Origin of the sequence: Moraxella equi (assembly GCF_002027555.1) — a bacterium.
Taxonomy (GTDB): domain Bacteria; phylum Pseudomonadota; class Gammaproteobacteria; order Pseudomonadales; family Moraxellaceae; genus Moraxella; species Moraxella equi.
In genome coordinates, this window is sequence record NZ_MXAP01000055.1 from 1 (window position 1) to 12,163 (window position 12,163).

7 protein-coding genes are annotated in these 12,163 nt (G+C 45.4%); 4 read left to right on the forward strand and 3 right to left on the reverse strand.

What is annotated here, in order from left to right; all coding sequences use genetic code 11:
- Positions 1–127: 127 nt before the first annotated feature.
- Positions 128–2,128: a transketolase gene (gene tkt / locus B5J93_RS05990; protein ID WP_079325488.1), complete on the reverse strand. Its 2,001-nt coding sequence runs from the start codon at positions 2,126–2,128 to the stop codon at positions 128–130.
- A 121-nt stretch (positions 2,129–2,249) separates the two neighbouring features.
- Entirely contained in the window at positions 2,250–3,506 is a 1,257-nt protein-coding gene (gene serS / locus B5J93_RS05995; RefSeq protein WP_079325490.1) for a serine--tRNA ligase, read from the reverse strand.
- A gap of 164 nt (positions 3,507–3,670) precedes the next feature.
- Between serS and B5J93_RS06000 the strand changes: the two genes are divergently transcribed.
- The 4 genes from B5J93_RS06000 (at position 3,671) to B5J93_RS06015 (ending at position 11,611) form a co-directional block, all read left to right on the forward strand.
- Positions 3,671–4,354, forward strand: a complete 684-nt coding sequence (locus B5J93_RS06000; RefSeq protein ID WP_079325492.1) for a YcxB family protein — start codon at positions 3,671–3,673, stop codon at positions 4,352–4,354.
- Between the two features lie 254 nt (positions 4,355–4,608).
- Entirely contained in the window at positions 4,609–5,955 is a 1,347-nt protein-coding gene (locus B5J93_RS06005; RefSeq protein ID WP_079325494.1) for a Calx-beta domain-containing protein, read from the forward strand.
- Entirely contained in the window at positions 5,864–10,828 is a 4,965-nt protein-coding gene (locus tag B5J93_RS06010) for an Ig-like domain-containing protein (RefSeq protein WP_079325496.1), read from the forward strand. The genes B5J93_RS06005 and B5J93_RS06010 overlap by 92 nt, the downstream gene beginning before the upstream one ends.
- Positions 10,829–11,140: 312 nt before the next feature.
- A complete protein-coding gene (locus B5J93_RS06015; RefSeq protein ID WP_079325498.1) occupies positions 11,141–11,611 on the forward strand; it encodes a Dps family protein in 471 nt (156 codons plus the stop codon).
- A 292-nt stretch (positions 11,612–11,903) separates the two neighbouring features.
- Here the strand turns inward: B5J93_RS06015 and B5J93_RS06020 are convergent.
- Positions 11,904–12,163: SirB2 family protein (locus tag B5J93_RS06020; RefSeq protein ID WP_079325500.1), on the reverse strand; the 260-nt coding region annotated here is incomplete at its 5' end.

Consider the following 12,163-nt stretch of genomic DNA (forward strand, 5'->3'; position numbering starts at 1 on the left):
AAGTTCGGTTGGTATAGTTGGCGTAGACACCCATGATTTGCTCCTTTTGGGATTTAGGATTAAGCATTAAAAAAACCAATCAGTACAATACCGATTGGTTTTATTGTAAAACATCAAACAATCAAAATCAAATCAATGATTTCACCGCTTCCACGACTTTATCAGTGGTAATGCCAAAATGATTAAACAAATCTTTGGCAGGGGCGGACTCACCAAAGGTTGTCATGCCAATGACTTTGCCGTCAAGCCCGACAAATTTATACCAATAATCGGTAATGCCCGCTTCCACCGCCACACGAACACAGACATCGCTAGGCAATACGCTTTCAATATAATCACGGTCTTGCTTGACAAAGATTTCGGCACATGGCATAGACACCACACGCACGCCCACGCCCTGCTCGGTTAATGCTTTATAAGCTTGCATTGCCAAGTCCACTTCCGAACCTGTGGCGATGATGATGGCTTGTAAGTCGCCTTGTTCTTTGGCAAGGACATACGCCCCTTTTTCAATCAAGGCAACCTGCTCGTCCGTGCGGTCTTGATGAGCAAGGTTTTGGCGAGATAGGATAAGGGACGTTGGGGCATTGGCGGTTTGTAGGGCAACTTTCCACGCAACCGCCGTCTCCACCGTGTCGCACGGTCTCCAAGTGAAATGGTTTGGCGTTTGGCGTAGGCTTGCAATCTGCTCCACAGGCTGATGAGTCGGGCCGTCTTCGCCAAGCCCAATGCTGTCATGGGTATAGACATTGATGACACGCTGTTTCATGAGTGCCGACATACGCACCGCATTACGAGCGTACTCCATAAACATCAAAAACGTGGCAGTATAAGGGATAAATCCGCCATGCAACGCCACCCCGTTGGCGATGGCGGTCATGCCAAATTCACGCACGCCATAGTGGACATAGTTGCCGTCAGCGTGGTCTTGCACGCCCTTAGCACCGCTCCACAAGGTCAAGTTTGACCCTGCCAAGTCTGCCGAACCACCCAAAATCTCGGGCAACAATGGGGCAAACGCACCGATGGTATTTTGGCTTGCCTTACGCGTGGCGATGGTGTCGCCTTTGGCTTGGCAGGCTTTGATAAATTCGTCCGCTTTGGCGTTAAAATCGCTTGGCAACTCGCCTGACAGTCTGCGTTGTAGCTCGTCCGCCTCACTTGGATATTTGGCTTGATAGTCGGCAAATTGGGCATTCCAGTCGTTTTCTAACTTCTCGCCCTTATCGCACGCATTCCACGCTTGATAAATCTCGTCAGAAATCTCAAAGGCATTAGCATTATCCCAGCCCAATTCACTTCGAGTTAGCGTAATCTCATCGACACCAAGTGGGGCTCCATGACTGTCTTCTTTGCCTTGTTTGTTGGGACTGCCCAGACCGATGACGGTTTTGCAAATGATAAGCGTGGGCTTGGTGGTTTCGGCTTTGGCCTTTAAGGTTGCTTCACGAATGGCATCGGCATCATGTCCGTCCACACGCAGTACCTGCCAGTTATAGCTTTCAAAGCGTTTGGCGGTGTCGTCAGAGAACCAGCCCTCCACCTCACCATCAATAGAAATGCCGTTGTCATCATAATAGGCGAGGAGCTTGCCCAGTCCTAACGTGCCAGCGAGCGAACAGGCTTCGTGCGACACGCCCTCCATAAGACAACCGTCCCCCAAAAAGCAGTAGGTATAATGGTCGATGATGGCGTTGTCAGGCTTGTTAAATTGTCCTGCCAAGGTTTTTTCGGCCAAGGCAAAACCCACCGCATTGGCAATGCCCTGCCCCAAAGGTCCTGTGGTCGTCTCAATGCCGTCGGCATAGCCGTGTTCGGGGTGTCCTGCGGTTTTGGCGTGTAATTGGCGAAAATTTTTGATGTCGTCAATCGTCAAATCATAACCCGACAAATGTAACAAGGCGTACAGTAGCATAGAGCCGTGTCCGTTTGACAATACAAAGCGGTCTCGGTTTGCCCATTTGGCATTTTTGGGGTTGTGATTCAAAAATTCACGCCACACAACTTCGGCAATGTCTGCCATGCCCATGGGAGCCCCAGGGTGTCCTGAGTTGGCTTTTTGGACAGCGTCCATGGCAAGGATACGAATGGCGTTGGCGTTGTGGCGTTGATTTAAGGGGATTGGCATAAGGGGTATTCCAAGTTTGACAAGTAAAAATTTGCGGTATTATAGCATATTACACCCCATTGAGCGAATTTTACCAATAAAAAAACCGCTTAATCATACGACTAAACGGCTTTTTAAAACATCATTTAAGTACTTCAAGTCCACCCATATAAGGCTGTAATACCTTAGGAATATTGACCGTACCGTCTGCGTTTTGGTGGTTTTCTAAGATAGCCAAAAGCGTTCTGCCCACCGCAAGTCCTGAGCCGTTTAGGGTATGCACAAACTCAGTCTTTTTACCCACTTTGGTGCGAGCCTGCATTCTACGAGCTTGAAAATCACCACAGTTTGAACAGCTAGAAATCTCACGATAAGTATCCTGAGACGGTAGCCACACTTCAATGTCATAAGTTTTGGTGGCACTAAATCCCATATCTTTGGTGCATAAGGTCAGCACACGATAAGGCAATTCAAGTGCTTGTAAAATGCTCTCGGCTTGGGCAGTCATCTCTTCTAGGGCTTGCATAGAAGTTTCGGGTTTGACGATTTGCACCATTTCTACTTTTTCAAATTGGTGCTGGCGAATAAGCCCCCGAGTATCACGCCCTGCACTCCCCGCCTCACTTCTAAAACACGGGGTATGGGCGGTAAGTTTAATCGGTAACTCGCTTGGCTCAACAATCACACCACGCACGGTGTTGGTTAGCGGAACTTCTGATGTTGGAATAAGATAATAATTGTCAGCGTGGAATAAATCTTCTTCAAATTTAGGGAGCTGTCCCGTCCCTTTTAGGCTCTCGGCGTTTACCATATAAGGCACATACATTTCGGTATAGCCTTTATTGGTATGGGTGTCCAGCATAAACTGCACCAAGGCACGGTTTAATTTGGCAAGTTGTCCTTTTAGCACGCTAAACCGTGAACCTGTGAGTTTGCTCGCCATTTCAAAGTCCAAAAGCCCCAAGCCTTCACCCAAATCGGTATGGTCTTTAATCTCAAAATCAAACGCTCGTGGCACGCCCCATCTTCTGACTTCCACATTGTCGTTTTCATCTTCGCCCACAGGGACGGACTCGTCTGGTAGGTTGGGGATTTTTAGGCTCTCGCTCTCAATTAGAGCAAGAAGTTCACGCAAGTCGTCTTCACAGCGTTTCATTTCATCGCTGACTTTTGCCATTTGAGCCATCAGCTCATCGGTATTTTGCCCGTTTTTCTTTAACAGTCCGATTTCTTTTGCCCCTTGATTTTTCTGGGCTTGTAAGTTTTCGGTTTCTACTTGCAAAGATTTTCTTTTGTTTTCAAGCTCTTGCCAAAAAGCAATGTCAAGCTCATAGCCCCGAGTGGCAAGGCGGGCTTTTAGGGTTTCAAGGTCAGAGCGGAGCAGTTTTGGGTCTAGCATTGTTATTGTCCTAACATGAGCAAAGGCATACGCCAATTGCCAAAATTTGAGATTTTAAAAATAAAGCAATTATAACAAATTTTTTGACAAATTCCCATTAGGATTTTTGATGAAAATTTAGCACAATAATGCTACAATAAGCCATTTTATTTTAAGGAAACACAATGAGCAAGCAAAAAGCCCTTTACCCTTATACCATACAGCCTGTCGCTATGGCAATGACCGAAAGCGAATTTAAATCCGCCCAGCTCGCCCTATTTAACAAATCCAGTCAATCCTTTGGGCTAAAATCCATCCGCACCAAAGAATGGATTGTGCTTGGTGTGGTGGCGTTGGCGTCTATTTTGGGGATTGTGTTTGTTTCTGGCTATTCTACCATTTTGTTTTGGCTGACTTTGGGGCTGTGCATTGGCTATCTAGTTGCCCGAACGGCTGGGTTAAAATGGTATGCCAAACGAGAATTTGACAAACAGCTTGGCGACAGCAAATTACCGCCTGAACTTACCCAAATGAAACTTGGCGTACAACCACAAGGCTTGGTAATGAGCGTACCAATGGCAAGCGAACAAGTAGAACAACTACAATCTGCCAACAAAAAACGGGGGCATACCGCCCAAGGTTTTACAATGAAAACAATGCCAATGCAACAAGCCATTATCCCTTGGACGGCGGTCACTTCGTGGGACGAGACCGATGAATTTATTTTTGCGATGTTTGAACACCAAGGACAAAAAGGCTCACAAATTATCCCAAAACGCCTAAAAAACAGCCACTTACCGATTGATACCATCATTAAGCATTTGGGCGAAATTACCCCAAAAGGGTTAAAAATGGAAAATATGCCTTAATAAGTATTTTTAATAAAGTTTAAAGGACTGTGATTATTTGAATTACTAAAAGATATCATCTAAATTTTATAATAATCTTTTGGTTATTGTTAATTAAAAACTGCTCACTTCTGGGCAGTTTTTTTTATTTTATAAATAACAATGATTAAAATATAATTTTAGATAATTAATTAAAAATTTTACAGTAAACAGTTAATTCATTTTGAAAAATTATGCTATAATAAAAGTATTTTCAATCAATAAGAGCAATTATCATGAAAACAAGTAAATACCAACTTATTGTTACCCATAATCAAAAAGCCGAAACTTATGCTTTGCAAAACCAAAAACCCCTAAAACTCAAAGCCAAGAAAAACGCCCTATATCAAATCATCAATGAAGACGGCGAAGTCCTACACAATCCTGTGGTGGAGACAGTAGGCAATGATGTGTATGTGTATTTGTCCGATGAAACAGAAGCATCCTTAGTTCTTGAAAATTTTCAAGACGTTTCACCCATCACCGACCCCGCCGCCTTGATTGATTTAAATGCCAGCCTTGCCACTCAAAGCGATGGTGTGGCAAGCACTTTTTGGGAAAGTTTGGCAGGACAAATGACGGTGAGTGCTTTGGGTTTTGCCAGTACGGCGTCCATCATTCATCACACCAAGAATAGAAACAATAACGATACTCATTACGACAACACGCCAACGCCTGTTTCTGCAAAAGTAGTAGGTGTTGATGTTGCTATGAGTGTTAATGAAAGCGAAACTTTAACCGCCACCGTTAAACTTGATAATTCAAACGGTGCAGAAAATATTGCCTTTACTTTAAGTGGATTACAGGCTGATGATTACGGCACTTTAACTTTTAGCAATGGCGTAACGCAAAATACAGGCGGTACTTTAAACATTCCACAAGGGGTTACTGAATTTACCGTAACTTTGCCAATCGTTGCTGATGAAGTGACGGAAGGTAATGAAACCTTAAAATTAACAATTGGCGAACAGGAAAAAGAAGTCGTTATTAATGATACTTCAACAACCCCTGTTGTCGTTCCACCACCGCCACCAGCCCCAACCCCTGCGAAAGTGGTAAGTGTTGATATTCCTACCAATATCAATGAAAGTGAAACTTTAACAGCTACTGCAACTTTGGATAATGCTAATGGTGCAGAAAATATTGTCTTTAATTTAAGTAGATTGCAAGCTGATGATTATGGCACGCTCGTATTTAATAATGGTGTAACGCAAAACACCGATGGGACTTTAACTATTCCGCAAGGCGTAACAAGTTTTACGGTTAATTTGCCAATCGTTGCCGATAATCAAACCGAAGGCAATGAAACTTTAAAATTAACAATAGGCGAACAGGAAAAAGAAGTCGTTATTAACGACACTTCAACCACGCCTGTTGCACCGCCACCTACCCCCACCATCCCCCTTGCAATCACCATCAACGCCATTGACGATGGTGTGATTAACATTGCTGATAAGGCTTTGACCTTTACTTTGACGGGCACAGCAACCTTTGACCCCCAGCACCAGCGAGCAACAAGTCAGCGTGCGTATCAACGGACAAGACCATCCTGCCACCTTGACAGGCAACACTTGGACGCTTAATGTGTCAGGCGAAACCTTAGCATTTGCCCAAGGCAATCAGACCTTGACCGCCACCTTGACCGCCAAAGACCGCACAGGGGCAAGCGTTAGCACCAACACCACAGGCAGTTATAATGTTGATACTGAGATTGCCACACCTGTAATTACCTTTGACAACCTTGCCGATGACAATATTATCAACCTTGCCGAAAGCAACGAAAATTTGGTGGTATCAGGCACGGTAGAAAACGCCAAAGATGGCGACATTGTCAAAGTCATCATCGGTGGCGTATCACAAGATGTGTCTGTACAAAGTGGCAAATTTAGCCTAACGGTGGCAGGCTCTACCCTAAAAACACACACCAGCATTTCTGCCACCGTCATCACCACCGACACCGCAGGCAACACCGCCACAGGGGCAAAAGACCACACTTATGAAGTGGACACCGTTGCTCCTACGCCCAAAATTACCCTAAACCCCATCACAGGCGACAACCGCATTGATTTGACCGAGAGTGCCAAACCCACAACCACCATTACGGGCAATATTGGCAACTTTGTCAAAACCGATGACAATGACCTTGTACTGATTTGCCTATGCTCCACCTGCACAAGCAACAACCAAAAAACCGTTGAAGCCCGTCTTAATGACGATGGCACATTCAGTGCGGATATCGCCACCGATGAGCTGACCAAATACGACAACATTACCGCCACCATCACAAGCACCGACACGGCAGGCAACACAGGCAAGGACACCAACACCCAAACTTATACGGTTGAAAAACCTGTTACCCCGCCATCGCCCACCGCTCCTGCCATTATCCTAAATCCGATTGCAGGCGATAATATTGTCAATGCTGCCGAGTTTAATTATGGCAGTACCAACCCCAACATTGCCATTACAGGTAAGATTGAGCGGGCAGATGTGGCAACTTCTACGGTAAAATTGGAATTTTATAAAGCAGGTGTACTTGCCAAAAGCGTAGATGCCACCTTAAACGCAGACGGTACTTATACTTATGCCATTAGTGGGGCAGAATTACACCGCTCTTATGACACCGTCAAGGCGGTTTTGACCACAGACGGGCAACAATACGACCACAGCCAAAGCTATAAGGCGGCCGCTTTTTCGCCACGCTGGGGCGACAACCGCCTTGTGCCGACCGCCGTCTCTGACGACAATGTCATTGACCAAAACGACACTTGGCACGACACTACCACTATTACAGGCACCTTTAACTCCATTCGTAGCCCACACACCGCCCAAGGCATTGAAAATGCGGTGGACATTACCGTAACCGTCAATGGCAAGCCCTATGCAACCACCGTCACAGGGCAAACAGGCACCTTTACCGTCTATGTCAAGACTGCCGACCTACTTGCCGACCCTGATAAGGTTGCCGACATATCCGCCTATTTGTACGACAACGCAGGCAACAATGCAGGCGGTGCAATCAGCACCACGCTTGGCTATACGGTCAATGACAAAGCCATTAATCAGCCGATTGTTACTGTCAATCCAATTGACAACATTAACATTGCCTACCAAAATGCCAACCCAAGCACCACTTTGACGGGTTCGTTTGAGCTTGATGGCGATGTGGCTCTTGCCAATGCTCCTTTGACGGTTGAAATTGGCGGACAAAGTTTTACCGCCCAAAAAACAGTCACCAGCTCTGGCAATGGACAAAAAACCATTGGCACTTGGACGCTTGATGTGCCAACACAAACTTTGATTGACGCAAATGGCAACCTAACCGCCAAACTCTCCGCCACCGACCATACAGGCAACCAAGCCCAAGCCGACACGCCTGCCACTTATAAGGTAAATGTCAATGCCCCAAGCGTAGAAGTCAAATTAAACGCCATCACAGGCGACAACGCCATTACACCTGATGAGATTACCGACAGCTTTACCATCACAGGCACGGTAACGGGCGAAGTGGTGGCAGGCGACAAAGTTACCCTAAGCATTGGCAATGAGACTTATACACTTGATGTGGTAAATGGCGAATTTAGCCAAGCCGTGCCAAAAGCGGTGATTTTGGCAAATACCGCTGTCAGTGCCAGCATTAGCACCACCGATACTCTTGGCAACACAGGGGGCGATGACGACAGCCTAACTTATAGCGTAACCGCCAAAGACATTAAGATAGAGTTTGACCCCATTACCACCGACAACCTGATTAATGTCAGCGAACAATCCACGCCCATTGAAGTGTCGGGCAAGGTAACAGGAGCGGATGCCAAAGCAGGACAAACGGTACAAATCAAAGTGGGCGAGCAAACCTTTATCGCAACCGTTGGCACGGATTTTACCTTTAAAACTCCGATTGACGGACAACTGCTTGCCAAGCACAAAGGCTACACCCTATCCGCCCAAGTGCTTGATAATGGCGAATTTTTGGCGTCAAATACCCACAATTACGATGTGCAAAACGATGTGTCAGCCAGCATTAAAATAACCACCATTGGCAGTAATACAAATGATAATGGCGTGGCGGACGGCTTTGGCTCGGTACGCCTAAGCGGTAAACTTGCCCTTAATGACAGCATTTTTGCACAAGGCTACAATACTGACAGCCTAGAAGCGATTGTGGTCAAAATCGGTGACAAAACCTTTAATGCAGGCTTTAACCGTGATGATATGTCTTTCCATCTTGACTTATCAAAAAGCGAAGCTGACGCCCTACAAGGTCAAGCCATTAGTTATGAATTTATCACTTCTGGCAGATTGTATTATTTGGCAGGAACAGGCGACACCAAAACCGTCCGCCAAGTCGGAGCAAGAGACAGCGTTGCCCAAAGCGAACTTGGCAAAATCAGCGTGGAGTGGCAAGACAACACCAAGAGCCAAGATGGTGTTACCACCCTAAGCACACCTACCAAAACCACCGCCATTACAGGGGTGGTGGCAGGCTCGGCACAGGTGGGCGATGACATTACGGTCAATGTTGGCGGTACGGATTATCACGCCAAAGTCCAAGACGGCAATGCCTTTGTGGTCAATGTGGACAGCGACACCCTTGCCAAGCACACAGGCAACATTACCGCCACGCTTGCCACCAAAGACTTAGAAGACAAGGCAATTACCGTCAATGATGTGGCAATTTATAACAATGCAGGACAATCCACAGGCGAATTTGTCAGCAAACACACGCACACCAACCCTGCCGACCGCAAAATGAAGCATACCGATGATGATTATAATTTTGCTTATATGATTGACTCGGTGGCGTCCAACTACCGTGGCGGATTTTTGCACACGATGCACACGCCTTTTGGTGGCTTTACTGACAATGGCACGCCTGCCAAAATCAAATACTACTTTGCCACCCAAGCTGAGACCACAAGCCCCGATTGGCAATATGGCGGACGAAATTCGGTGGGCGAAGGCTCAACCCGAGACTTTTCGGACAATCTAAAAACCTTTATTAGAAACAGCCTTGATAAATTTTCTGCCGTTTCCAACATTGAATTTGAAGAAGTAAATAGCTATCAAGAAGTGGGCAATGGCGGGATCAACTTTATCTATGGCGATACCATTGGGGGCTTTGCATCAAGCGGGGCGTTTGCCTTTGCTGGCGGTAATGTGGTCTTTGACACCGCCAACTTCTCGGACACCGCCAACCCCGGTAACTACCATCATTATTTGGCAATCCACGAACTGTTCCACACCTTCTCGGGCAGACATACGGACGGCGTTTATACCAATCATGGCTTTGCCACACCCGAAGATCATTCTTCTGAATTTTCGGTAATGTCGTACAGCTCAGACTATCACTGGAACTTAGGATATAGAGACTTAAGCCTATACGATGTGATGTATATGCACTATCGCTTTGGTGTCGCCAAGACGGTCAATGCAGGCGATGATGTCTATGGCTTTGGGCATTATGCGTCTTTGGTGCAAGACGGGACGATTTATGTGGCGGACGCAAGTGGGGTGGACACCTTTGATGCCTCTTATGAAAAAGAAGGCGTTACGGTCAATCTAACCCCTGGGTCGTGGATTTATCACACCAGCCAAAAATCGGACACCTTTGTCATTAAAAGCAAAACTGAAGTAGAAGGAAATCAAGCATTTTTTGCCAATCAAGACCTATCAGGCTACACCTTGTCAGGCAATGCAGGTAAACATATACACACCGAGTATGTCAAAGGACAAGGCTTTATTGGTTATGGCACGCAAATTGAAAACCTAAAAGGCTCAAACTTTGCCGATGTTTTAACAGGCAATAATGCAAATAACAACATCTTTGGCAATGACGGCGATGATAAAATTGATGGCGGGCTTGGCGATGATTATCTTGATGGCGGAACGGGCAACGACACCCTAATCGGTGGTCAAGGCAACGACAGTTATGTCATTGATAGCACAGGCGATACCATTACCGAGCTTGCAGGCGAAGGCACGGACACAGTATACAGTTATATCAATTATAGCTTAATTGATAATGTAGAAAACCTAACCTTGCTTGGCACGGACAACATCAACGCCACAGGCAACAGCGAAAATAATACCCTAATCGGCAACGGTGGTAACAACACACTTATTGGTGGAGCAGGTGATGACACCTTAGATGGTGGGCGTGGCAATGACACCTTGACGGGCGGAGATGGGGCGGATTATTTTAGATTTAGCACCTTGCTTGATGGCTCGGTGGACACCATCACCGACTTTGATGTCGCCAATGACAAAATCGTCCTTGATGACGCCATTTTCACCGCTTTGACAGGACAAACCAGCGTGGGCGACTTTGTCAAATATGACAAAGACACAGGCAAACTGACCTATGACGCCGATGGTGCAGGTGTGGGCAACGCCATTCATTTTGCCACACTCAAAACAGGGCTTGATGAAGACCAAATCCAGTATCAGATTATTTAGTCGGATAAACACAAATTTGGGGAATGCAACTGCACTCCCCAAATTTCTTAACACAATGCCCCAACCCTCAAAACACACCGCCAAACAAGCATGGTTGCAAAATCCCATCATTGCAGATGACCAGTCATACTTTAATACTTACATCATGCAATTACAATTAATAATTAATTTTATTAAAAAAAATTTATTTTTCATTTAAAATTCAAATTATAAAAATAATGATTATTTGCTTAACATTTTAAGCCCTTTTTGTTATTATGGTATTTGTTAGCACAGGCTATCATTTTTACAACCCACCAGGAGAGAAAATTTATGAGTACCAATCAAATCGGTCTTGAAAAAGCAGAACTTACCCCGGTCATCAAAGCCCTAAACGCCCTACTGTCTAGCTACCATCTGTTTTATATCAACGTACGTGGCTATCACTGGAATGTCAAAGGCGAGCATTTTTTTACCTTGCACCCAAAATTTGAAGAGTTGTACACCGAGCTACAACTGCAAATTGACGAAATCGCTGAACGCATTCTAACCCTAGGTGGCACGCCATTACACGCATATAGCGATTTTGCTGAGCGTTCTAGCATCAAAGAAGACAAAGGCGTGTTTGACAGTCGTGGCTGTGTGGAAGGTGTGGTTAAAGGCTTACAAACACTTATCGAAGAACAACGAGCCGTTGCCGAGCTTGCCGAAGGAGCATCCGACCAAGGCACGTCCGACATCGTAACAGGCTACGTCCAAGTTCAAGAAAAAGAAATTTGGATGTATAATGCCTTTTTGGGTTAATCCAATTTACCCCATCATTTAACCCAAATAAAAAGCCCTTAATTTGAAATTAAGGGCTTTTTATTTAGGGCGTGTTGAACTTTTGTATTTGCAATGAAAAATGAGAAAAATCGCCCGTTTTTCAAGGAAAAAGTGAAGTTTGATAGTCGTTCTATCAAACGAGCTTTTGACGATGAAAAACAAGATTTAGCCATTTTTCATGCAAAAACATTGTTTTATTTCTAAAACATTTCTATGTTTTAAATTGTGTTATAAAGGTTCAACACACCCTAGTATTTGTAATGAAAAAATATCACAACATGGGCTTAGTTACTGCCAATACCAAAATCCCCACATAGGCGATACCTGCAATCACCATGCCCGCCTTTTTTTGGCTCAGTAGCGGAGCCCGCAGAGCCTTGATATTGGCAGAGACCGCCACAGCCAACAGCATAATCTTGACAACCGCCCAATACTGAACCCCCGCCACTTGCCACAACTGCCACATCAAATACAGCCCACTGCCAACCAGTAGCAGATAGATGACATGGCTTACTATACCAACCGAACTTA

Excerpts from the sequence above, each read along its gene's own strand:
- B5J93_RS06000 (WP_079325492.1), top strand. The coding sequence starts at position 3,671 with ATGAGCAAGCAAAAAGCCCTTTACCCTTATACCATACAGCCTGTCGCT.
- tkt (WP_079325488.1), bottom strand. The coding sequence starts at position 2,128 with ATGCCAATCCCCTTAAATCAACGCCACAACGCCAACGCCATTCGTATC.
- B5J93_RS06015 (WP_079325498.1), top strand. The coding sequence starts at position 11,141 with ATGAGTACCAATCAAATCGGTCTTGAAAAAGCAGAACTTACCCCGGTC.
- B5J93_RS06005 (WP_079325494.1), top strand. The coding sequence starts at position 4,609 with ATGAAAACAAGTAAATACCAACTTATTGTTACCCATAATCAAAAAGCC.
- serS (WP_079325490.1), bottom strand. The coding sequence starts at position 3,506 with ATGCTAGACCCAAAACTGCTCCGCTCTGACCTTGAAACCCTAAAAGCC.